The 21,983-nt window shown below is 70.8% G+C and carries 19 protein-coding genes and 1 pseudogene; 16 read left to right on the top strand and 4 right to left on the bottom strand.

Annotated elements, in window-relative coordinates; translation table 11 throughout:
- Positions 1-202: 202 nt before the first annotated feature.
- On the bottom strand, positions 203-589 hold the full coding sequence (locus tag RM590_RS22505; protein WP_311706484.1) for a winged helix-turn-helix transcriptional regulator: 387 nt from the start codon (positions 587-589) through the stop codon (positions 203-205).
- 113 nt (positions 590-702) lie between these two features.
- Between RM590_RS22505 and RM590_RS22500 the strand changes: the two genes are divergently transcribed.
- The 8 genes and pseudogenes from RM590_RS22500 (at position 703) to RM590_RS22465 (ending at position 7,867) form a co-directional block, all read left to right on the top strand.
- Positions 703-1,638 (top strand): NADP-dependent oxidoreductase, encoded by a 936-nt coding sequence (locus RM590_RS22500; RefSeq protein ID WP_311706483.1) that lies wholly within the window; start codon positions 703-705, stop codon positions 1,636-1,638.
- A 188-nt stretch (positions 1,639-1,826) separates the two neighbouring features.
- Positions 1,827-2,163: pseudogene (locus RM590_RS22495) on the top strand (arsenate reductase/protein-tyrosine-phosphatase family protein); the annotation flags it as partial.
- Between the two features lie 210 nt (positions 2,164-2,373).
- On the top strand, positions 2,374-3,009 hold the full coding sequence (locus RM590_RS22490) for a hypothetical protein (RefSeq protein ID WP_311706482.1): 636 nt from the start codon (positions 2,374-2,376) through the stop codon (positions 3,007-3,009).
- Positions 3,010-3,084: 75 nt separating this feature from the next.
- Positions 3,085-3,372, top strand: a complete 288-nt coding sequence (locus tag RM590_RS22485) for a hypothetical protein (protein WP_311706481.1) — start codon at positions 3,085-3,087, stop codon at positions 3,370-3,372.
- Between the two features lie 77 nt (positions 3,373-3,449).
- Positions 3,450-4,847, top strand: coding sequence for an AAA family ATPase (locus tag RM590_RS22480; RefSeq protein ID WP_311706480.1), 1,398 nt, complete (start codon positions 3,450-3,452; stop codon positions 4,845-4,847).
- On the top strand, positions 4,844-5,446 hold the full coding sequence (locus RM590_RS22475) for a hypothetical protein (RefSeq protein WP_311706479.1): 603 nt from the start codon (positions 4,844-4,846) through the stop codon (positions 5,444-5,446). Before RM590_RS22480 ends, RM590_RS22475 begins: the two co-directional genes overlap by 4 nt.
- A gap of 102 nt (positions 5,447-5,548) precedes the next feature.
- Complete coding sequence (locus RM590_RS22470) at positions 5,549-6,532, top strand: hypothetical protein (protein WP_311706478.1); 984 nt, start codon at positions 5,549-5,551, stop codon at positions 6,530-6,532.
- Positions 6,533-6,910: 378 nt separating this feature from the next.
- Positions 6,911-7,867: a hypothetical protein gene (locus tag RM590_RS22465; RefSeq protein WP_311706477.1), complete on the top strand. Its 957-nt coding sequence runs from the start codon at positions 6,911-6,913 to the stop codon at positions 7,865-7,867.
- 23 nt (positions 7,868-7,890) lie between these two features.
- Here RM590_RS22465 and RM590_RS22460 read toward each other — a convergent pair whose 3' ends face one another.
- The gene (locus tag RM590_RS22460; protein WP_311706476.1) at positions 7,891-8,907 is read right to left on the bottom strand and encodes a LacI family DNA-binding transcriptional regulator; all 1,017 of its coding nucleotides are present in this window, start codon (positions 8,905-8,907) and stop codon (positions 7,891-7,893) included.
- A 203-nt stretch (positions 8,908-9,110) separates the two neighbouring features.
- On the opposite strand from RM590_RS22460, the gene RM590_RS22455 reads away from it, so the two are divergent.
- The 4 genes from RM590_RS22455 to RM590_RS22440 all read left to right on the top strand — a co-directional run bounded on the left by RM590_RS22455 (position 9,111) and on the right by RM590_RS22440 (position 14,154).
- Complete coding sequence (locus RM590_RS22455; protein ID WP_311706475.1) at positions 9,111-10,436, top strand: ABC transporter substrate-binding protein; 1,326 nt, start codon at positions 9,111-9,113, stop codon at positions 10,434-10,436.
- Between the two features lie 284 nt (positions 10,437-10,720).
- Positions 10,721-11,683 carry a carbohydrate ABC transporter permease gene (locus tag RM590_RS22450; protein ID WP_311706474.1) on the top strand — a complete coding sequence of 321 codons (963 nt, stop codon included), beginning with the start codon at positions 10,721-10,723 and terminating at the stop codon, positions 11,681-11,683.
- Between the two features lie 16 nt (positions 11,684-11,699).
- Entirely contained in the window at positions 11,700-12,635 is a 936-nt protein-coding gene (locus tag RM590_RS22445) for a carbohydrate ABC transporter permease (RefSeq protein WP_311706473.1), read from the top strand.
- 55 nt (positions 12,636-12,690) lie between these two features.
- Positions 12,691-14,154: a GH1 family beta-glucosidase gene (locus RM590_RS22440; RefSeq protein ID WP_311706472.1), complete on the top strand. Its 1,464-nt coding sequence runs from the start codon at positions 12,691-12,693 to the stop codon at positions 14,152-14,154.
- Positions 14,155-14,194: 40 nt separating this feature from the next.
- Here RM590_RS22440 and RM590_RS22435 read toward each other — a convergent pair whose 3' ends face one another.
- Both RM590_RS22435 and RM590_RS22430 read right to left on the bottom strand, forming a co-directional pair.
- A complete protein-coding gene (locus RM590_RS22435) occupies positions 14,195-14,797 on the bottom strand; it encodes a dihydrofolate reductase family protein (protein WP_311706471.1) in 603 nt (200 codons plus the stop codon).
- A 99-nt stretch (positions 14,798-14,896) separates the two neighbouring features.
- Positions 14,897-15,886 (bottom strand): LacI family DNA-binding transcriptional regulator, encoded by a 990-nt coding sequence (locus RM590_RS22430; RefSeq protein WP_311706684.1) that lies wholly within the window; start codon positions 15,884-15,886, stop codon positions 14,897-14,899.
- A 199-nt stretch (positions 15,887-16,085) separates the two neighbouring features.
- On the opposite strand from RM590_RS22430, the gene RM590_RS22425 reads away from it, so the two are divergent.
- From RM590_RS22425 to RM590_RS22410, 4 genes are all read left to right on the top strand, one after another.
- Positions 16,086-17,009: a carbohydrate ABC transporter permease gene (locus RM590_RS22425; protein ID WP_311706470.1), complete on the top strand. Its 924-nt coding sequence runs from the start codon at positions 16,086-16,088 to the stop codon at positions 17,007-17,009.
- A 7-nt stretch (positions 17,010-17,016) separates the two neighbouring features.
- A complete protein-coding gene (locus tag RM590_RS22420; RefSeq protein ID WP_311706469.1) occupies positions 17,017-17,958 on the top strand; it encodes a carbohydrate ABC transporter permease in 942 nt (313 codons plus the stop codon).
- A 236-nt stretch (positions 17,959-18,194) separates the two neighbouring features.
- A complete protein-coding gene (locus tag RM590_RS22415) occupies positions 18,195-19,544 on the top strand; it encodes an ABC transporter substrate-binding protein (RefSeq protein ID WP_311706468.1) in 1,350 nt (449 codons plus the stop codon).
- Positions 19,545-19,624: 80 nt separating this feature from the next.
- Positions 19,625-21,682 carry a beta-galactosidase gene (locus RM590_RS22410; protein WP_311706467.1) on the top strand — a complete coding sequence of 686 codons (2,058 nt, stop codon included), beginning with the start codon at positions 19,625-19,627 and terminating at the stop codon, positions 21,680-21,682.
- The last annotated feature ends 301 nt before the right edge of the window (positions 21,683-21,983 follow it).

Below are 21,983 nucleotides of genomic sequence, written 5' to 3'. Positions count from 1 at the left end.
CATGCGCAGGAGGTGGGCAATGAGGTCAGAGCGGGACGGCGATCGGCCGGAGGACGGGTGGCCTGGGGAGTGGGTCGATCCGCGGTAGGCCGACCTGGTCGTGAGGCTCGACATGGCATGGCGTGACGGGTTCGCCGTGGCGGTTTCCGGTACGAGCCGCCCGGATCGCCGTCCCGTCGAGTGAACTCGCCTGCGGTGTCGGTCAGTTGACGGCGTCGGTGTCGTAGCGCGTGCGGGCCGCCAGGACGTCGTCCATGTTCTGCTCCGCCCAGTCCTTGATCGCCCGCATGACGGGAAGGAGGCCCCGCCCCAGGGGCGTCAGGGCGTAGTCGACGCGGACCGGCACCGAGGGGGTGACGGTGCGCTGCACAAGGCCGTCGCGTTCCAGCGTTCTCAGCGTCTGCGTCAGCATCTTCTGGCTGATGCTCGCGAGCCGTCGGGACAGGTCGCTGTAGCGCTGCGGGCCCTCGGCGAGCGCGTTGACGGCCAGGCCGACCCACTTGTTGCTGATCCGGTCGAGCAGCTGCCGCGTGGGGCACTCGGCCAGATACGCGTCATAGGCGGCGCGGACGTCCGGGGGCGTTGCCATGGCTCTCCTCCAGGTTCGGTACGCACTGCAAAGTGCCTACTTCACAATAGAGAGTAGCTCTCCATAGGGTCGTTGGTGGCAGGAACCCCTGCGATTCATGTGAGGAGTCGGCGATGCGAGCCGTAGTTGCGAAGTCCTTCGGCGGACCGGAAGTTCTGGATGTCACCGAGGTGCCGGTGCCCGCGCCGGGCGCCGGGCAGGTGCGCGTCCGGGTCGAGGCCGCCACCGTCAACCCGGTTGACCTGGCGACGCGTTCGGGCGTGCTGGCCACGGTCGGGCTGATGACCGCGCGCGATGTCACTGGCATCGGCTGGGACGTGGCCGGACGCGTCGACGAAGTCGGCGCCGGCGTCACGGCGTTCACCCCCGGGGACAGGGTGATCGGGCTGCACGACCGGCTCGATGTGCCGCTGGGCGCCTACGCCGAGTTCGTGGTCCTCGACGCCGACGCCCTCGCGCCGGCGCCCGACGGCCTTTCGGCGGCCGAGGCCGCCACGCTGCCCCTGAACGGGCTGACCGCCCTCCAGGCGCTGGACCTGCTCGGCCTCCGGCCGGGCGCGACGCTGCTGATCACCGGCGCCGCGGGCGCGGTGGGCGGCTTCGCGGTGGAACTGGCCGCGCTGCGCGGCCTGCGCGTGGTGGCCGTGGCCGATGCCGGGGACGAGGCGTTCGTCCGGGCGGCGGGCGCACGGTGGTTCGTGCCCCGCTCCGCCGAACTCGGCGAAGCGGTCCGCGCGTTGGTGCCCGGCGGCGTGGACGGCGCGCTGGACGCCGCGGTGCTCGGCGTGCGGGCGCTGGACGCCGTGCGCAACCGGGGGGCCTTCGTCTCGCTCATCGCCGGAGCGGCACCGCTTCCACTGCGGGGCATCCGGGTCGCCGAGCAGTGGGTCGCCGCGGACGGAGCGGCCCTCGCCTGGCTCTCCTCACTGGCCGCCAGCGGCCGGCTGACCCCGCGCGTCGCGGACAGCCTGCCGCTGGAACAGGCGGCCCAGGCACAGGAGTTGCTCGCCAAGGGCGGCCTGCGGGGACGGCTCGTCCTCACCCCGTGACATCGCCGGGCGCCACCCCGACGCGGCCGATCGGGAGCAGCGCCGGGGCGGGGGCGCGGCAGCCGGCGTCTCCCGTCACGCCGCCGCAGCGGGCCTTGGCCGGCACCGGCTACCTCGTGACCAGCAGGCCTATCGCGATGGGCAGCGAGACCCGCCGTGACCGCCGGTGACCTCGGAGCAGTCAACGGCGGTATTACGGACAGCCCCCGGCCGCGCAGGTCAACCCGGCGGCCATCGAGGCGATGAAGGAGGTCGGCACCGACATCTCCGCCGAGCAGCCCAAGTCCCTGACCACCGAGGCCGTGCGGGCGTCCGACTATGTGATCACCATGGGCTGCGGCGACGCCTGCCCGGTCATCCCCAGCAAGAACTACCTCGACTGCCAGTCGGACGACGCGGTCGGCCGGGGCATCGAGGCGGTCCGCCCGATCCGCGACGAGATCCGGCTCGCGTCGAGACGCGATCGCCGAGATGGACGCTCGGCGAGAGGGGCCCGACATGGCGCGCCGGACGGCGTCCCCGTAGCCACCGATTGGTGACGACTCGCGACGACGTGCCGACGAAATCCGCTCCCCCGAACGGCCCAACAAGCCGTCTTGCCCGCAACCGCAGTCCCCTTTCCGCGCGTTACTAGAGCAGGGTGCCTGGCGCCCGCGCCGGACACCGGGGGTGTGCCCCGGCGGCCACCCGTGCACTCGATATCATCCGGGAATCAGCTCAGCAGGGGGGTATTGCGTGAGTCAGGCGGGACAACAGGCAACGAGCGAGCAGGACTTACGGCCTCCCAGGCGCTACAGCCTGATCACGCCGACGGAGTGGTTCCGCATTCCGCTGCGTTCACAGGAGAAGCGGGAACGGTCCGTCCGGGTGCTGCTGGACAGGACCTATCCGAACCGCGACGAGCACGCCGCGCGGCGCCGAGAGCTCCGGGAGTTGCTGTCCGGCCTGGTGGACCGGGCGGCGCACCGCGACGGGCTGGAGCTGTACCTGTCCACCCAGGCCGTGCTGGGCGTGCCGGTGCCGGCCAGCCTGCTGGTCCTCGTCGAGCCGGAGAACCCCGCGCTGCCGTCGCAGCCGCCGGTGGAACTGCTGGCCGACGGACTCCGCGCCAAGTACGGGAAGCAGGCCGAGGTCACGACCGTGCGACTGCCGTCCGGGCCGTCGGTGCGCTGCCGTCGTCAGGTGCTCGGGGAGGGGGCATTGGAGCTCGGGCAGACCGCCGACCGTCCGAGCACGGCGCTCGACCACTACCTGCCCCGCCCGCACTCCACCGCCTGGCTGGTGCTGACGTTCACCACACCGATACCCGAACTCGCCAATGCCCAGGTCGAGATGTTCGACGCAATCGCGGCATCCCTGCAGTGGTCGTAGGAGCCGGTCGTAGTCGTAACAGCCGCGTTCATCAGGGCGCCGGGACACTCGGTGGCCCGAGGGGAGGGAGAGACAATGTCCGATCTCGTTGTCACGGTCGAGGATGTCGGGCGGCTCGGCGAGAAGCTGCGTTTCGTGGCCGGCGAGTTCGACGGTGCCCAGGACATCGCCGAGGACTACGCCGACGAGGTCTGCCACGGCGATCTGGCCCACGAGCTGGAGCAGTTCGCGGAGAGCTGGAAGATCCACCGCGGCAAGCTGATGGAGGGGCTGACCACGCTCGCCGAGCTGGCGCAGTCGGCGGCGGAGGGCTACGACGGGCTCGAAACCGCGTTGGCCAACGCGCTGCAGGGGGAGGGCTGAACGATGAGCGGACGGCCCACGGACTGGCACCCGCTGACCGAGAGCGGCGACGATCCCTTCCCGGTGACTGGGAGCTGGTGCAGGAGGCTGCGGCCCGTTACCGGCGCACCGCGGACTCCATACAGACGGCGCGGAACCTGCTGCGGGAAGTGACGGACAGCCGGGAGGGCTGGCAGTCGGACGCGGGGGAGGCCTTCCGGGAGAAGGCCAACGAAGTGTCGGACGACGTCTGGCGCGCCTACGGCCGCTACGACGCCACGGCCAACGCGCTGGCCGAGTACTGGCCGCACCTGCAGGACGTGCAGGAGGAGAGCCTGGATCTGCGGCGGCAGGCGCAGCAGGTGCAGGAGGAGCTGGACAGCCTGGGCCCCCGGGTGGAGGCGGCCGAGGAGGAGGACTCCGAAACCCACGAGCAACACGCGGCTCTGCAGGGTCAGATGGAGAACGCGCGGGCCGAACTGACCCGGCTGCGCAATCGGCTGGCCCAGTTGATCGAGGACAAGGATGTCGCGGCACAACGGGCGGCGGACGCGATCGGGGAGTTCATCGGCGGCGACGGGCTTACCGACGGCTTCTGGGACCGGATGGGCGCGGCCTGGGACGCCTTCCAGGACTTCATGGCCGCCGTCGGAGAGATCGCCGGGCAGATCGCCGCGATCGCGGGACTGGCGTCGCTAGTCCTGTGTTGGGTCCCGGTCCTCGGCCAGGCACTCGCCGCCGTCGCCACGATCGCCACCGCCCTCTCTCTACTGGCGAACGCTGTCAATGGGGACTGGCACGGCGTCATGCTGGACTCCATCGGCCTGCTCACCTTCGGCATCGGCCGGGTCGCCGGAGCTGCGGCCCGGGCGGCACGCGGCCCGGGGAGTCGGGCGGTGTTCAACACGGCTCGTGAGGGCCTCGAATCAGGCCTCGACTCGGCCCAACGCCTGAGTCGGCTGCGCGAGATGGGGGTAAGCCCTCGCGCTGTGCTGAGCCACTTCCGCCAGTCGCAGGCAGCCACCGAGTTGGCCGAGGCGCCGATCCACGCCTTCGGCCGCTCGTTCAACCCCGGGGCTCTGGGCTGGGGTCGGCATGCTTTCCACGGCGCCGGAACTGATCTCGCCGGCAGCTTTCGGGGTTTCAACCCCGCGAATTGGTCAATTAATTTCAGTCTGAGGGCTGCGGCCAACCCCACTGCTATGGGTTCCGCCACTTCCGCTTCGGCTGGCGCTGCGGCCGCCGCAGCGAGCCGGGCCACCGTCTTCGAATTCGGGAGCTGGGCCGCCGGCACAGCAACGACCCTGGTCACGCATGACCCGGAGGGGCAGGGGCCTGGTGGCTTCCAGTTGACCTTCCCTCTCCCCAGAGAGGTCTCGTTCGAGGGGGACATGCCGTTCTCTTCCCCACCGCCGGAACCGCTGGCGATGGCGATAAGCGAGCCCGTCATGGTGGGCGAGTTCTCCTACCAGGAGAGTGAGGCGCTCGTTCAGTGACCCAGTGGTTCTCGCAGTTCGACTACCCAGGGCTCGGGGGCTGGCTGGATCTCCCGACGCACGCGCTGGACGGTGCTGAGCGGGCGGCGCAGGAGGTCGCCGATCGGGAGGGCGAGCGGATGCATGAGTACGCCGAGGCGGTGTATCCGGAGCTCAAGGTGATTTGGGAGGGGATGCGGGAGCGGCGTGCCGCGCCTGTGGTGGTGTACGTGCCTCCTGTCCCGCTGTCCACCCGGCCCCTGGTGCCGGTCAGCGCGTACGTTCAGGCACGGAAGTGCCTCCCGGAAGAGCGCACCGTGGAGGCGATCACCGAGTTGGTGAGCTCGCTGCAACCAGACCGGTTCGGGGAGGCGGAGATCACGGCGGTCACACTTCCTGCGGGCCCGGCCTGCCGGGTCCAGGAGGTGCTGATGAACGACGCGGGCGACGACGAGCGTCGCTTCATGATCGAGCACATCGACTATTACGTCCTGCCGCCGGAGTGCCCCGAGGGCATGTTCAAGTTCTCCGTCACCTGGTCCAGCTTTGCCCTCGGCCCGGACATGACCGACACGACTGATGTCATGGCCGCCTCGTTGCGGATAGAGAAGAGGGGATGACCGGCCCCCTGCGGGATGGGAGCCGTCGCCGGGAAACAGGAGAGGTAGCCGGCCGAAGCGGGGCCACGGCCCGGTGACGGATGGGACTAAGGGAGCTGAATGATGACCGAGTGGGTGCCCACGTTCGACTATCCCGCCGAGGATTGGCTGCTGTTGGACGTGACCGTCCAGGACGGCGCCGAGCGGGCGGCACAGCAGGTCGCCGACCGAGGCGGGCGGCAGAACAAGCGGTATGCCAAGACCCTGTACCCGGAGCTGAAGAGTGCATGGCAAGACAGGCTGGTGGACGGCAGTGAGCCAGCGGTCGTGTACGTGCCACCGGTCCGGCGCAACGTGGAGCCCCTGTTGCCCGCCAGCATCGAGGCCAGGCGGACAGTCCCCGACTTCGAGCGGACGTTGGCGGGGGCCTTTGAGCACGCCAGCAAGCCGCTTGATCCCCCGCTGACCCGTGTCGGGGAACCGGAGATCTCGACCGTGCAGTTGCCCGCGGGTCCTGCCTGCCGGGCCTACGGGGGCCTCCTCTCCGACACCGGTTACCGCGGAGAGCAGATGCCGATCGAGTATGTGCGCCACTACGTGTTCGCGCAGGAATACCCCGAAGAAATCCTCCTGTTCGCCGCCACCTGGATCCCCGGCACCATCGACCCCGGGGTCGTCGAGCTCGTCGACCGGATGGCCGCCACGCTCAGGTTCGTTCCCCGCGGCTCGGGCGAGGGGCCGCGGCCGGTGCTGGCCGGGCCCGGGGCGCGCATCGTCTTCGACGAGGTGCAGATCGGCAAAGGGCTGCACCCTCTGGCGCAGCAGGGCTTCGTCACCATCGACCGGGACCAGGGCATGCTGTCGCTGCTGGACAACGATCAGCGGCTGATCGCCGGTGCGCCCGTGCGCGAGGTCAGTGCCTGGCCGATCCGGGCCTCCCTGAGCACGACGGTCGGCTTGGAGATCAACGGCATCACCTACAACGCCGCGCCCGGCCGCGGCAGTTACCCCAAGGCGTTCACCCTGCCCACCGATCTGATGCAGGGACACAGCGCCGCCGACCAGCTCCTCCAGCTCATCGAGGAGAACGGCGGCAAGCGGCGGTGACCGGTGAGCAGCCGCGCCCGGGGTGGGTGTATCGATGGGGCTCGGGCATCGTGGTGGTGGTCGCGGTGGGCGGGGCCGCGTTGGTCGGGCTGGCCGGGGGGCCGGTGGCGATCGCGGTGCTGGTCGGGGTGGTCTGCGGCTACCTGGCGTGGGCCGCGCTGACGTTCCGGGCCGAGGCGGCGATCCCGGAAACCGTCGATCGCTTACGGATGTTCGAGGACGATGATCCGGAGTTGGCCCCCGTTCGGCGGGTGTACGAGCGAGCTCTGGAACTCCAGGCGAGTCTGGCGGTGAGCCCCGATCAGTTCCGGCCGCCGCTGGCCGGCGCCGTGCGCGGCGCGTCGGCGGTCGCTCAGGAGCTGGCCGGGGGCGCTGGAGGTGCTGGCCTTCCTGGCGACCGAAGACAAGAACGCCGACGCGGCGCGGCAGTCGGCCGGTCCCTGGCGGCCGGGGCCGCTGAGCTGGGCGCGGCGGTCGAGGGCCCGCGGCGCGGCGATCGGCGCCGCCGTTCGCGCCGGCCTGAACGCTGGGGCACGCGAAGGGATGCTGCGCGCCCTGTCCACCGCCGTCCGGCACGTGGAGGACGTCGCCGCGCGAGCTGCCCGGGCCATCCGGGCGCCCGGCGCCCTGCGGGACGAGAACGCGGCAGGACAGGGCCCGTCCGCAGCCGACCTGGCGGACTTGAACCAGGCCAGGAAAGCCGCGCGGGCGAGCCTGCGCGAGGTCGCGGATGTGTTCCAGGGGGCGAGATGGCGCACGCCCGGCGCCATCGGACACCAGGCGGGCCGGGTCATGCTCGTCACCCTGGCCTACCTGGCCGGGCTGGCGCTGCTGGTCCTGGCCGGCGTGCCGGAGCCGGGCGGCCACGTGCTCCTGCTGATCGTGCTGGGCCCGCTGCTGGGCTCGATCGGCGTGCGCTGCCTCGGGTGGCGGGCCATGGCCGCCCTCACGGTGCTGACCCTGATCCTCCCGGCCATCGCGCTGTTCTTCGGCGGGCACGCCTATCACGACGCGTTAGGCGAGCGGACGACGGCGACCGTCACCGCCCGGTCGGGGAGCGGCGGGGAGAACTACGAGCTGCGAGAGGAGCCGGGGGGCGAGGACCTCGGTACCGCGGCGATCCCGCCGAAGGAGGCGGTCGAGGTGGGGGAGCGGCTGGAGGTGTCCGTCGACCCGCTCGGGTGGGTCGCCCCGTTCCCCGTCGACCGCCTGGGCGGGACCGCCCCATGGGGCGTGCTCCTCGGCGCCTGCGCGCTTGGCACCCTGGTGGCGGCACCGGCCGACCTGGCGCGCGAGGTGCGCCGCGTCCGGCGGCGGGTGGGCGCGGCGACCTGACGGGCGCGCGCCGCCGCGCCCCCTCACGCCGAGCCCCGCACGATCAACGACGTGGGCAGCATCACCCGCTGCCGCGCGGTGCCCCGCTGCGCGATCTCCTGGAGCAGCAACTCCGTGATCGTGCGCCCGATTTCCTCCACCGGCTGGCGCACGCTCGTCAGCGGGGGATCCGTGTGCCGGGCGACGATCGAGTCGTCGAAGCCGACCAGCGCCACATCGTCCGGGACCCGGCGGCCGTGGCGGCGCAGCTCGGCCAGGGCGCCGGCCGCCATCACGTCCGAGGCGGCGAAGACGCCGTCCAGATCCGGGTGACGCTCCAGCAGGGCGCGCATCGCCAGCCGGCCGCCCTCCTCGGTGAAGTCACCGGTGGCGATGAGGGTTTCGTCGGGGGCCAGGCCCGCGTCAACCAGCGCCTCGCGCCAGCCGCTCAGCCGGCTGTTGCCGACGTCCATGTCCAGCGGGCCGGTGATCGTGCCGATCGTCTTGCGACCCCGGCCCAGCAGATGCCGCACCGCCTCCGCCGCCCCGCCCACGTTGTCGGAGTGGACATGGGTCAACGACTCCTCGGGGGACCGCCGTCCGGCCAGGACGGTGGGCAGTTCAAGTGTCTCCAGCAGGCCCGGCAGCGGATCGTCCCGGTGCACCGAGACCAGCAGCACGCCGTCCACCCGACGGGCCGTCAGGAACTCCTCCAGGCTTTCCAGTCCGCGCTGGTCGCGGACCAGGATCAGCAGCAACTGGATCTGTGTGCCGGCCAGTCCGTCGCTGACGCCCCGGATCACCGCGGAGAAGTACGGCTCGGAGCCCAGCCGGCTCTCCGACTCCGGGATGACCAGCGCGATCGAGTCCGTCCTGCTCGTGACCAGGGAGCGCGCCACCGAGCTGGGCACGTAGTTGAGCTCGGCGATCGCCGCGAGCACCGCGGCGCGGGCCTCGTCACTGACGAGGGGCGACCCGTTGAGCACGCGCGAGACCGTGGTGCGTCCCACGCCGGCCCGGGCGGCCACCGTCTTGATGGTGGGCCGCTGATTACCCCCCATGGCTGACCTCTCTCCTCTCTCCGGCGGTTGCGGCTGGATCAACACACTTCCGCCACAAGGGGTTTGAGACCAATGTGCTTGACACCGCCGACCTTCACGGGACAGTCTTCCACAACCCGATGGGATCGTTCCCACTAAGAATGGGATCGATCCCAAAGGGCCTTTCGCTCTGATGCGACAAAGCAGCCGCAAGGAGGACGACCATGGGCCATGCCCGCAAGTTGTTCCGCTCTCGGGGCCGCAGGGCCCCCCGCCGTCTGGTCATCGCTTCGGCCGTCACCTCGCTCGCGCTTGTCGCGGGGTGCTCGGGCGGCGGGGATGACGACGCGCGGAACGAGGACGGGACGATCACCATCACCATGGGCCTGTTCGGCGTCATGGGGTATGCCGAGACCGACATCCTCGAACGCTACGAGGCCGAGCACCCGGGCATCGAGATCGAGGCCGAGGTGGCCGGTGACGAGCCGACCTACTACACCGCGCTGCAAACCCACTTGGCGGCCGGCAGCGGCCTGAAGGACATTCAGGGCATAGAGATCGCCCGGGCCGCCGAGATGGTGCAGACCCAGGCCAACCGGTTCGCCGACTTCGCCGACGTGCCCGACACCGACCACTTCCTGCCCTGGAAGCAGGGCCAGGTCACTACGCCCGACGGCCGTGTGATCGGCCTGGGCACGGACACCGGTCCGATGGCGATCTGCTACCGCAAGGACATGTTCGAGCAGGCCGGGCTGCCGACCGACCGGGAGGAGGTCGGCGCGCTCTGGGCCGACGACTGGTCCCAGTACGCCGAGGTCGGTGAGCAGTTCATGGCCAACTCCCAGGACCCCGAGCTGTTTTACACCGACTCCGCGTCCGGGCTGTTCAACGCGATGATCTACGGCCACTCCGAGCAGTTCTACAACGCCGAAGGTGACCTGATCTACGCCGACAACCCGGTCGTCACCGAGGCGTGGGACCTGTCCTCGGAGGTGGCCGAGTCCGGAATGACCGCCGGGCTGCGGCAGTTCCAGCGCGGCTGGGACCCCGGCCTGGCCAACAGCACCTTCGCCACCACCACGTGCCCGGCCTGGATGCTCGCCCACATCTCGGAGAAGGCCGGCGAGGCCAACGCCGGGCTCTGGGACGTCGCGCCCGCGCCCCAGGGGGCCAACTGGGGCGGCTCGTTCCTCGGCGTCATGGAGGACAGCCCGGTCAAGGAGGAGGCCATGGACCTGGTCGCCTGGCTGACCGCCCCCGAGCAACAGGCGTACCTTTTCGAGGAGATGGGCATCTTCCCGTCCTCCCAGGAGGCCATGGAGTCGGAGGCCGTGCGCACCGGCACCTCCGAGTACTTCAGCGACGCGCCCATCGGCGAGATCTTCAGCGCCGCCGCCACGGAGATTCCCGACGATCTGGTGCTGGGCCGCAAGGACGGCACCATCAAGGACGCCTTCGCGCAGGGGCTGAACCAGATCGAGGCGCAGGGCGAGAGCCCCGACGCGGCCTGGGAAGCCGTCGACGAGAACGCGCAACGGGCGGCCGGCTGACGCCGGCCCCGGCCGCCGGGACCGCGCGCCCGATCCGGCGCGCGGTCTTGGGGCCCGTCTTCGAAGAGGCCGTCCTGCCCACGACGCTCCCCCGCAAGCGGGAGGTACCCCCTGGCACGCACACTCGCTGCGTTGCCGAATCGCGCGAGTACGACCAAGTACGAGCTGCGATCCGGCGCCTTGCGATCGCACGCACCAGACGCCGCGGGCGGACGGACGCCCCCTTCGAAGACGGACCCTACCCCCCTCCTCCCTCATTCGCGTCCACCCGGAAGGGAGCCCTCGTGGCCACCTCCACCACCTCGGTGCCCCACCGCACGCGGCAGGCCCGGCGCAACCTGCTGCACCGGCTCGACATGCGGGGCGCGCCCTACGCGTTCGTAGCGCCGTTCTTCATCATCTTCGCCGCCTTCAGCTTCTACCCGCTGCTCTACACGTCCTGGATCTCGCTGCACCACGTGGAGCTGTCGGCGATGGACATGATGGAGTGGGAGGGGCTGGGGAACTACGTCGAGCTCTGGCAGGACGACCGGTTCTGGAACGCCCTGCGCAACACGTTCACCATCGGCGTCATCTCCACCGTGCCGCAGTTGCTGATGGCGCTGGGCCTCGCCCATCTGCTCAACTACCGGCTGCGCGGCTCGACTTTCTTCCGCGTCGCCGCGCTGACCCCGTACGCCACCTCCGTGGGCGCCGCCGCCCTGGTCTTCACGATGCTCTTCGAGCGCGACTTCGGGATGATCAACTGGGCGCTGGGCCTGGTCGGCATCGACAACGTCGACTGGGAGAACGAGAAGTGGCCCGCGCAGTTCGCGATCTCCGCGATCGTGATCTGGCGCTGGACCGGCTACAACGCCCTGCTCTACCTGGCCGCGATGCAGGCGATCCCCCGGGACCGCTACGAGGCCGCCGCGATCGACGGCGCGTCGCGCTGGCAGCAGTTCATCCGGGTCACCATCCCCGGCATCCGCTCCACCATCGTGTTCACCATCGTGCTCTCCACCATCGGCGCCACCCAGATCTTCGGCGAGCCGCTGATCTTCGGGCAGGGCCAGAACGGCGTCACCGGCGGTGCGGACAACCAGTACCAGACGCTGGGCCTGCTGCTGTACGAAGAGGGCTGGCGCCTCGGGCAGATGGGGCGGGCCGCCACCGTGGCCTGGGCGATGTTCCTCATCCTCATCCTGCTCTTCGTCCTCCAGCGCGTCGTGTCGCGCCTGCTGGCCCGCCGCCCACGGAAGTTCTGACCCAGGAGCCGCTGCCATGACCACCGATTCCGTACGGGGCCGGCGGACCGCGCCGTTCGCCCATCCCGCCCGTCCCACCGAACCCGCGCCCTCGGCCCGCAAGTCCCGGCTGACGCTCCGCATGGGCGCCGGGCGCCAGCACCACGCCGGACCCGTCACCTACGCGCTGCTCGCCGTCGCGACGCTGATCTCCCTCTTCCCGCTCTACTGGACGATGGTGGCGGCCTCGACCGACAACACGCGCATCACCCAGTCCCCGCCACCGTTCCTCCCCGGACCCAACCTCTTCAAGAACCTCCAGACCGCCTGGGAGGACGCCGCCCTGGGCAAGGCGATGACCAACAGCCTGATCGTCGCCGGCACCATCGCCGTGTCCACGGTGCTCTTCGCCACACTGGCCGGCTTCGCCTTCGCCAAGCTGCGCTTCCGGGGCCGCAACATCCTGCTGATGCTCGTCATCGGCACCATGATGATTCCGCCCCAACTCGGCGTCGTGCCCCTGTTCATGATGATGAGTGACCTCGGCTGGTCGTTGTCCCTGCCGTCGGTCATCTTCCCCACGCTGGTCAGCGCGGTCGGCGTGTTCTTCATGCGGCAGTACCTCACCGAGGCGCTGCCGGACGAGCTCGTCGAGGCCGGCCGCGTGGACGGCGCGCACTCGCTGCGGATCTTCTGGAGCATCGTGCTGCCCATCGCGCGGCCCGCGATGGCCGTGCTGTTCATGATCACGTTCGTCCACGCCTGGAACGACTTCTTCTGGCCGTACATCGCGCTGAACATGGACAACCCCACGGTGCCGGTCGCCCTCACCCAGCTCAGCGCCGGATACATCCGCGACGAGTCGCTCATCATGGCCGGCGCGCTGCTGGGCACGCTGCCGCTGCTCGTCATGTTCGTCGTCTTCGGCCGCCAGATCGTCGGCGGCATCATGCAGGGCGCCGTCAAGGGCTGACCGCCCTCCGGCGCCCTCCGCCACCCCCCACCGCAGCGCACGAGAGGATCTCTCTTTGGCCACCGCACCCCGTACCGCCGACTCCGCCCCGGCCGTCGCGCCCGCCCCCACCGGCCGGGTCTTCCCGCCTGGCTTCCTGTGGGGCACCGCCACCGCCGCCTACCAGATCGAGGGGGCCGCCGACGTGGGCGGCCGCACGCGGTCGATCTGGGACACCTTCTCCCACACGCCCGGCAAGGTGCGCAACGGCGACACCGGAGATATCGCCACCGACCACTACCACCGCTGGCGCGAGGACATCGCGATCATGGCCGAACTCGGCGTCGGCGCCTACCGGTTCTCGCTGTCCTGGCCGCGCGTCCAGCCCACCGGCCGGGGCCCGGCCGTCCGGACCGGCCTGGACTTCTACCGCCGGCTGGCCGACGGCCTGCTGGAGCGCGGCATCACCCCGGTGGCCACCCTCTACCACTGGGACCTGCCCCAGGAGCTGGAGGACGCCGGTGGCTGGCCGGAGCGCGAGACGGCCCAGCGCTTCGCCGACTACGCCGCGCTCGCCGCCGACGCGCTCGGTGACCGGGTGCGGACCTGGACCACGCTCAACGAGCCCTGGTGCAGCGCCTTTCTGGGCTATGGCTCCGGCGTGCACGCCCCCGGCCGCACCGATGCGGTGGCGGCCCTGCGCGCCGCGCACCACCTCAACCTCGGGCATGGGCTGGCCGTTTCGGCGCTGCGGGCGGCGCTGCCGGCGGACGCCCAGGTCTCGATCACGCTCAACTTCCATCACACGAGGCCGCTTTCCGACAGCCCGGCCGACCGCGACGCCGCGCGCCGCATCGACGGGCTGGCCAACCGGCTGTTCACCGGACCCGTGTTGCACGGCGCGTACCCGGAGGACGTCCAGCAGGACACCGCCGCCCTCACCGACTGGTCCTTCGTCCGGGACGGCGATACCGCCCTCATCGCCCAGCCGCTGGACTTCCTCGGCGTCAACTACTACACACCCACGGTCGTTTCGGACGCCGCCGACGCGCCCTCGCACGGGGCCGACGGCCACCGCGCCAGCGCGTTCAGCCCCTGGCCGGGCGCCGACGGCGTCGCCTTCCACCGGGCGGCGGGCCCGACCACGGCCATGGGCTGGGCGGTCGAGCCCAGCGGGCTGCACGACCTGCTGCTGGGGCTGAGCCGGGAGGTGCCCGGCCTGCCGCTGGTGATCACCGAGAACGGGGCGGCGTTCGACGACTACGTCAGCCCCGAGGGCGAGGTCCTGGACCCCGACCGCATCGCGTTCCTGCACGGCCATCTCACCGCCGTGCACCGGGCGATCGAGGCCGGCGCGGACGTCCGGGGCTACTTCCTGTGGTCGCTGCTGGACAACTTCGAATGGGGCTACGGCTACAGCAAGCGGTTCGGCGCGGTCTACGTGGACTACCCGACCCACCGCCGCATCCCCAAGTCCAGCGCGCGCTGGTACGCCGACGTGGCCCGCACCGGCGTCCTGCCGCACGCGCTGCCGGACTGACGTAACGCGCCGCACGGCGGAACGCCCGCCGGATCACTCCCTACGGCGTGGCGGCGCCCCGCTCGTAGGTGAGGAAGATCGCGCCGCTGGGCAGCACGCTGTGGTCGCGCAACTCCCAGGCGCGCGGGTCGAATCCGCCCTTCGAGGAGAAGAGCGGGATGCCGGTGCCGATGGTCAGCGGGCTGAGCTTGACGATCAGCCCGTCGATCTCGGAGTACAGGGCGGCGGCCAGCTCCCCGCCGCCGATCAGCCAGAGGTCCTTGCCCTCGTGCCGCTTCAACTCCCGCACCGTCGCCACCGGATCGCCGGCGACCAGCTCGACGTCCGGGGCCGGGCTCTCGGTCAGCGTCCGGGAGAACACCAGGTGCCGCAGGTGCGGGTAGGCGTCGGCGAGGCCGGCCCGCAGGCCGATCTCATAAGTCCGCCGGCCTTCGAGGACCGTGTCGAACCGCGTGCCCTCCGCCGTCACGTTCAGCGCTGCGCGGGCCGGGGCCGGCAGGGTCTCGGGGTACTCGGCGACGATGTGCCGGATGTAGTCCTCCGGAATGGGCCAGAAGCCCGCCGGGCCGGTCGGGTCCGCGCCGTCCGGGCCGGCGATGAAGCCGTCCAGGGTGGCCGCGATGTAGTACACGAGCTTGCGCACGAAGGACCCTTCGTCGTACCGGGCGGCGGTCCAGCAGGACCCCGTCGCCGACATGATCACCGCACGCGCGCCCCGGCGCAATCGTTCGGCGTGAGGGCGTCAGCCGGCGGGCGGCGGGGCCGTGGACTGCCGGGGCACCAGCCAGGTGGGGACGAGCGTCGTGCCGATCTCCGGTGAGTCCGTGCGCATCTGCCGCAGCACACCCTGCACACACAGCCGGCCGACCTGGGAGAAGTCCTGGTGGATCGTGGTCAGCGGCGGCATGAACGTCGCGGCCTCCGGGATGTCGTCGAAGCCGACGACGCTCACCTCGCCCGGCACGTCCCGGCCCCGCTCGTGCAGCGCGCGCAGCAGGCCCAGCGCCATCTGGTCGTTGGCGGCGAAGACCGCGGTGCAGTCCGGCTCGTTCGCCAGCGCCAGGCCCGCCCGGTAGCCGGACTCCGCCGACCAGTCGCCGCGCACCAGCGGGGGCACCTCGCGCCCGGCCTCGCGCAGCGTCGCCAGCCAGGCGTCGGTCCGCCGCTGGGCGGCGAACGACTCGTCGGGACCGGCCAGATGCCACACCGTGCGGTGGCCCAGGTCCAGCAGATGCCGCACCGCCTCGCGGGTGCCGCCCGCCTGGTCGGTGTCCACGACGCTGTACCGTTCGCCCGCGTTGGAGTCGGCGACCACGACCTGCACGTCGGGCGGCAGCGAGACCGTCGCGGCGTCCAGCAGGTGCACTTCCATGATCGCGATGACGGCGTCCACCGCCAGCTCGCCGAGCCGCGTGAACGCGCCGCGCACCTCGTCCTGCGTCGGGGCGGCGACCGGCAGCAGCGTGATCGCGTAGCCCTCCTGGGCCGCGGAGGTGGCGATCGCCTCCAGGGTGCGCACGTTCCCGGTGGTGGACAGCGTGAACAGGATGATTCCTATCGTGCGGAACTCGCCCCGCTTCAGCGCCCGGGCGGCGCTGTTGGGCCGGTAGCCCAGCTCCTTCATCGCGGCCAGCACCTGCTGGCGGGTGGTCTCGACGACCCCGGGGTGCCCGTTGGAGACGCGGGACACCGTCTGCGACGACACCCCCGCCAGCCGGGCCACGTCCGCCATGGATACGCGGCGTTTCCGCCGCGGGCTGTCCTCCGCCCGAGATCCCACGCGTGATTCCTTCCCACCCTTGACGCCTGCCAGGGAGCAGTGTAAACATCTCGCGAAATCGATGTTTACGTAAACATACGCGCCGGGGAGATCACTGCTCCCGGATATGTCCGCGTAAACGTCCTGGTCGGAGAAGAGCGAAGGAAACCGCATGACGACGTTGTCACCGCCCGCGGCCGCGGGAGGACGCCGGGTCGCGTCCGCCCGGCGCCGGCGCGGGCGCTGGACCGGGTGGGGCTTCATCGGGCCGTTCATGGCGGTGTTCGCCCTGGTCTTCCTGGCACCGATCGGCTACTCGATCTACCTCAGCCTCTACCGGGACCAGTTGGTGGGCGGCAACTCGTTCGTCGGCCTGGACAACTATCAACAGGCCCTGGAAGACCCTCAGTTCTGGGAGTCGGTGGGCCGCGTCGCGATGTTCCTGGTCGTCCAGGTGCCGATCATGCTCTTCATCGCGCTGCTGGTGGCCCTCGCCCTGGACAGCGGCCGGCTGTACGGAAAGAACTTCTTCCGGATAGCGATCTTCCTGCCGTACGCCGTGCCCGCCGTGGTGGCCACGCTGATGTGGGGCTTCATGTACGGCACCCGCTTCGGCCTGGTCGGCAACATCAACGACGCGTTCGGCGTCGAGCTGCCCGACCCGCTCTCGCCCGACCTGGTCCTGGCCGCCATCGGTAACATCGTTACCTGGGAGTTCGTGGGCTACAACATGCTCATCTTCTACTCCGCGCTGCGGGTGATACCCCACTCGCTGTACGAGGCGGCGGAGATCGACGGCGCTGGGCAGATACGCGTGATCACGGCCATCAAGCTGCCGGCGATCCGCGGCGCGCTGGTCATCGCGACGATCTTCTCGATCATCGGCACGTTCCAGCTCTTCAACGAGCCGAGCATCCTCCAGAACCTGGCGCCCAACGCGATTACCACCGACTACACGCCCAACCTCCTGACCTACGCCCTGTCCTTCTCCGGCCAGCAGCACAACTACGCGGCGACGGTCGCGATCGTGATGGGCCTGCTGACCATGGTCGTCGCCTACATCGTGCAGTTGCGCGGTATGCGAAAGGAAGCGTGAGCAAGCGATGAGCGCTCCGGCCCACACCGCCACCCCCGCGCCCCGGAAGTCCGCCGTTCGGCTGCGCCCCCAGCGCCGCCGCGAGGACACCTCCGGCCCCTCCCGCCGCAACCGGCGCAGCGTCACGCTGACGCTGCTGACCGGCCTGGTCCTGCTGTACGCCCTGGTCCCGCTGGTCTGGCTGCTGGTGAACTCCACCAAGACGCAGGCCGGTCTCTTCGACTCCTTCGGGCTGTGGTTCGACGGCGACTTCGCCCTCTTCTCCAACATCGCCGACACGTTCACCTACGACGACGGCGTCTTCGGCCGCTGGCTGCTCAACACGCTGCTGTACGTCGTCGTCGGCGCGGGCGGCGCCACGTTCCTGGCGGTGCTCGGCGGCTACGCGCTGGCCAAGTACGACTTCCCCGGCCGGCGCGCGGTCTTCGCCATCGTCATCGGGGCCGTGGCCGTGCCCGGCACGGCGCTGGCGGTGCCCACCTTCCTGATGTTCAGCGAGATGGGCCTCACCAACACGCCCTGGGCGGTGATCATTCCGTCCCTGATCTCGCCGTTCGGCCTCTACCTCATGTGGGTGTTCGCCACCGAGGCGATCCCCACCGAGCTGCTGGAGGCGGCCCGGATCGACGGGTCCAGCGAGATCGGCACGTTCTTCCGGATCGGCCTGCCGCTGCTGGCCCCCGGCATCGTCACCGTCTCGCTGTTCACCATGGTCGCGACCTGGAACAACTACTTCCTGCCGCTGATCATGATCAAGGACCCGGACTGGTACCCGCTGACCCTGGGCCTCAACTCCTGGAACGCCCAGGCGGCCACCGCCGGTGGCGAGGCCATCTTCAACCTCGTGATCACCGGCTCGCTGCTCACGATCGTCCCCCTCATCGCCGCGTTCCTGCTCCTCCAGCGCTACTGGCAGTCGGGTCTGGCCGCCGGAAGCGTCAAGGAATGACCAGCCGGGCCTTCACCAGCCGAGGAAACAGGGTCCGCCCTCAAAGGGGGCGTCCGGCCGCCCGCGGGGTCTGGTGCGTGCGATCGCAAGGCGCCGGATCGTCCTCGTACTGGGCGTACTTGGGCGATTCGGCAACGCAGCGAGCGTGCGTGCCAGGCGCCGAGGGCAGGGCGGCCTCTTTGAAGGCGGGCCCTAGCACCGCACCCCATCCGCGACACCCGCGCAAGGAGAAAGCAATGATCAAGAGAACGACCACGGCACGCCGCCTCGTGCGCGGCGCCGGCCTGGCCGGTGCGCTGGCGCTGGCGCTGACCGCGTGCGGCGGCGGCGACGACGGCGGCTCGGGCGGCGGCTCGTCGCCCGACGACGTGCAGGCGGCCCTGGAGGAGGGCGGCGAGATCACGGTGTGGGCGTGGGAGCCCACCCTGGAGCAGGTCGTCGAGGACTTCGAGGCCGAGAACCCGAACGTCAAGGTGAACCTGGTCAACGCGGGCACCGCCAACGACCAGTACACCGCGCTGCAGAACGCCATCCAGGCCGGTTCGGGCGTGCCCGACGTGGCGCAGATCGAGTACTACGCGCTGGGCCAGTTCGCCATCGCGGAGTCGGTCGCCGACCTGTCCTCCTTCGGCGCCACCGAGCTGGAGGACACGTACTCCCCGGGCCCGTGGAACGCGGTGCACGCGGGCAGCGACGGCATCTACGGGCTGCCCATGGACTCCGGCCCGATGGCGCTGTTCTACAACAAGGCCGTCTTCGACCGGCTCGGCGTCGAGGTGCCGACGACCTGGGACGAGTACGTGCAGGCCGCCCGTGATCTGCACGAGGCCGACCCGGACGTCTACATAGGCTCCGACACCGGTGACGCCGGCTCCACCACCAGCCTCATCTGGCAGGCCGGCGGCAAGCCCTACACGGTGGACGGCACGAACGTCTCCATCGACTTCTCCGACGAGGGCTCCACCACGTACGCCGAGACCTGGCAGCAGCTCATCGACGAGGGCCTGGTCAGCGACGTCGCCGGCTGGACCGACGAGTGGTACCAGGGCCTGGGCGACGGCACCATCGCCACGCTCGCCACCGGCGCCTGGATGCCGGCCAACTTCGAGTCCGGCGTGCCGAACGCCTCCGGCGACTGGCGCGTCGCCCCGCTGCCCCAGTGGGAGGAGGGCGGCACCGCCAGCGCGGAGAACGGCGGCAGCTCGCTGGCCGTCCCGGAGGCCAGCGGCAAGAAGGAACTCGCCTACGCCTTCATCGAGTACGCCAACGCGGGTGACGGCGTGCAGACGCGGCTGGAGAACGGGGCCTTCCCGGCGACGACGGCCGACCTGAACTCCGAGGAGTTCCTGAACACGGAGTTCGAGTACTTCGGCGGCCAGAAGGCCAACGAGATCTTCGCCGAGTCCGCCGCCAACGTCGTGGAGGGCTGGTCGTACCTGCCGTACCAGGTCTACGCCAACTCCATCTTCAACGACACCGTCGGCCAGGCGTACGTCTCCGACACGACCCTGGTCGAGGGTCTGGCGGCCTGGCAGGAGCGCTCGATCGCCTACGGCGCCGAGCAGGGCTTCACCGTCAACGAGTAAGTAATCCCGTTGCGTTGGGCGGAGGGGCCCCGACCGGCCCCTCCGCCGCTTTCTCCCGCGAACTTCTCCGAAGGAGCACGATGTCCCGCGCCCGCTCCCACCGCTGGCTGCGCCGGCCGAACGGCGACACCACCCCGCGTTTCGCCTATGGCGCCGACTACAACCCGGACCAGTGGCCGCGCGAGGTGTGGCACGAGGACATCCGTCTGATGCGCGAGGCCGGCGTCAACGTCGTGTCCCTGGCCATCTTCTCCTGGGCCCGGATCCAACCCACCGAGGACACCTGGGACTTCGGGTGGCTCGACGAGATCATGGACCTGCTGCACGAGGGCGGCATCGGCGTCGACCTGGCCACCGCCACCGCCTCCCCGCCGCCGTGGCTGACCACCGCGCACCCCGAGATCCTGCCCGTCACCGCCTCGGGCGAGACGGTGTGGCCCGGCGCCCGCCAGCACTGGCGGCCCACCTCGCCGGTCTTCCGCGAGCACGCGCTGCGCCTGGTCACCACCATGGCCGAGCGCTACGCCGGCCATCCGGCGCTGGTGGCCTGGCACATCAGCAACGAGCTGGGCTGCCACAACATCTACGACTACTCCGACGACGCCGCCCGCGCCTTCCGCGACTGGCTGCGCGCCCGCTACGGCGACCTGGACGCGCTCAACTCGGCCTGGGGCACGGCGTTCTGGTCGCAGCGCTACTCCGACTTCGAGCAGGTGCTGCCGCCGCGGCTGGCCGCCTCGCACCCCAACCCGACGCAGCAGCTCGACTTCAAGCGGTTCTCCTCGGACGCGCTGAAGCAGTATCTCGTCGCCGAACGCGAGGTGTTGACGCGCATCACGCCCGACGTGCCCGTGACCACCAACTTCATGGTGATGGGCGAGACCAAGGGCATGAACTACGCGGACTGGGCTGCCGAGGTCGACTTCGTCTCCAACGACCACTACGTGCTCCCCGGCCCGCAGTCCCTGGACGAGCTGTCGTTCTCCGCCAACCTCACTGGCAACATCGCCGGCGGCCGGCCCTGGTTCCTGATGGAGCACTCCACCAGCGCCGTCAACTGGCAGCCCATCAACCGCGCCAAGCTGCGCGGCGAGCTGGCCCGGGACTCCCTGCTGCATGTGGCCCACGGCGCGGACGCCGTCTGCTTCTTCCAGTGGCGCCAGTCGGCGGCGGGCGCCGAGAAGTACCACTCCGCGATGGTCCCGCACGCCGGCGCGGACAGCGCGGTGTTCCGGGCCGTGAGCGCGCTGGGCGCCACGCTGCGCGACCTCGCGCCGGCCGCCGGGGCGCCGCGCCGGCCGGCCCGCGCCGCGCTCCTCTTCGACTGGGAGTCGTGGTGGGCCAGCGAGCAGGACTCCCACCCCACCTCCCGGCTGCGCTACCGGCAGGAGGCCCTGGACTGGTACTCGGCGTTCCTCGCACTGGGCGTGCGCGCCGACATCGTGCCCCGGGGCGCGGCCCTGGAGGGCTACGACCTGGTCGTCGCGCCGGTGCTGCATGTCCTGCCCGCCGAACTGGCCAAGGAGCTGACCGCCTACGTGGAGGGCGGCGGCCACCTGGTGACCACCTACTTCTCGGGCATCGTCGACGAGAACGACCATGCCTGGCTGGGCGGTTACCCCGGTCCGCTGCGCGATCTGCTGGGGATCCGCATCGAGGAGTTCGCCCCGCTGCTGGACGACGAGACCGTCACGCTCGACAACGGCGCCACCGGCACGCTGTGGACGGACGAGATCACCCTCACCGCGCCCGACGTCGAGGTGCTGGCCACCTACACCTCCGGTGCCCAGGCCGGGCGCCCGGCGATCACCCGCCGCCCGGCCGGCCCCGGATCCGCCGCGTACGTCTCCACCCGGCTCGGCGCGCAGGGCCTCACCCCGGTGCTGGCCCGGCTGCTGGCGGCGGCTGGCATTGGCAGCGAACTGCCCGAGGAGGCGCGCGGCCACGTCGAGCTGGCCGTCCGGGGTGACGGCGACACCGAGTTCTGGTTCCTGGTGAACCGCACCGACGAGCCGGTCCGGCTGCCGGGCGTCACGGGTGACGTCCTCTCCGGCCCGACCGGCGGCGGGACCGCGGACGATCCGCTGGTCCTGCATCCGCGCGGCGTCACGGTGCTGCGCCGGCCCGCCGGCCGGTGAGACGCCGCGCGTAAGTAAGCCAGGGCCCCTCCGGCAGGCCCTGGCCGGGGCACCTCATCGCAACGACGCAGAACGAGGGGACACACGTCAACTTCTCGGCCCTGAAGCGGAAGGGCTGGGATTGCAAGTGGAGCGCGGCTGGCTGCCGCGTGGTTCCCCTGCGTCCGGTACGGCGCTAGGCCCGTACTTCGCGGGTCGGTGAATCGGATGGTTCGGTGGCCGGTCCGGTGTCCGGTCGGGGGTCTGTCGCGTTGGAGCGGGTGTGTCGATGACTTCCCGGTCCCCGCGGCCACGGACGGAG

It is taken from the genome of Streptomyces litchfieldiae, from assembly GCF_031845365.1.
Classification (GTDB): domain Bacteria; phylum Actinomycetota; class Actinomycetes; order Streptomycetales; family Streptomycetaceae; genus Streptomyces; species Streptomyces litchfieldiae.
The sequence above is the reverse complement of the archived record's forward strand: the minus strand, read 5'-3'. Positions and strand labels throughout refer to the sequence as shown.

What these genes read in the sequence shown, in the direction of transcription:
- RM590_RS22505 (WP_311706484.1), bottom strand. Translation starts at nt 589, where the DNA reads ATGGCAACGCCCCCGGACGTCCGCGCCGCCTATGACGCGTATCTGGCC.
- RM590_RS22500 (WP_311706483.1), top strand. Translation starts at nt 703, where the DNA reads ATGCGAGCCGTAGTTGCGAAGTCCTTCGGCGGACCGGAAGTTCTGGAT.
- RM590_RS22485 (WP_311706481.1), top strand. Translation starts at nt 3,085, where the DNA reads ATGTCCGATCTCGTTGTCACGGTCGAGGATGTCGGGCGGCTCGGCGAG.
- RM590_RS22470 (WP_311706478.1), top strand. Translation starts at nt 5,549, where the DNA reads ATGACCGAGTGGGTGCCCACGTTCGACTATCCCGCCGAGGATTGGCTG.
- RM590_RS22460 (WP_311706476.1), bottom strand. Translation starts at nt 8,907, where the DNA reads ATGGGGGGTAATCAGCGGCCCACCATCAAGACGGTGGCCGCCCGGGCC.
- RM590_RS22455 (WP_311706475.1), top strand. Translation starts at nt 9,111, where the DNA reads ATGGGCCATGCCCGCAAGTTGTTCCGCTCTCGGGGCCGCAGGGCCCCC.
- RM590_RS22445 (WP_311706473.1), top strand. Translation starts at nt 11,700, where the DNA reads ATGACCACCGATTCCGTACGGGGCCGGCGGACCGCGCCGTTCGCCCAT.
- RM590_RS22430 (WP_311706684.1), bottom strand. Translation starts at nt 15,886, where the DNA reads ATGGCGGACGTGGCCCGGCTGGCGGGGGTGTCGTCGCAGACGGTGTCC.
- RM590_RS22425 (WP_311706470.1), top strand. Translation starts at nt 16,086, where the DNA reads ATGACGACGTTGTCACCGCCCGCGGCCGCGGGAGGACGCCGGGTCGCG.
- RM590_RS22420 (WP_311706469.1), top strand. Translation starts at nt 17,017, where the DNA reads ATGAGCGCTCCGGCCCACACCGCCACCCCCGCGCCCCGGAAGTCCGCC.
- RM590_RS22415 (WP_311706468.1), top strand. Translation starts at nt 18,195, where the DNA reads ATGATCAAGAGAACGACCACGGCACGCCGCCTCGTGCGCGGCGCCGGC.
- RM590_RS22410 (WP_311706467.1), top strand. Translation starts at nt 19,625, where the DNA reads ATGTCCCGCGCCCGCTCCCACCGCTGGCTGCGCCGGCCGAACGGCGAC.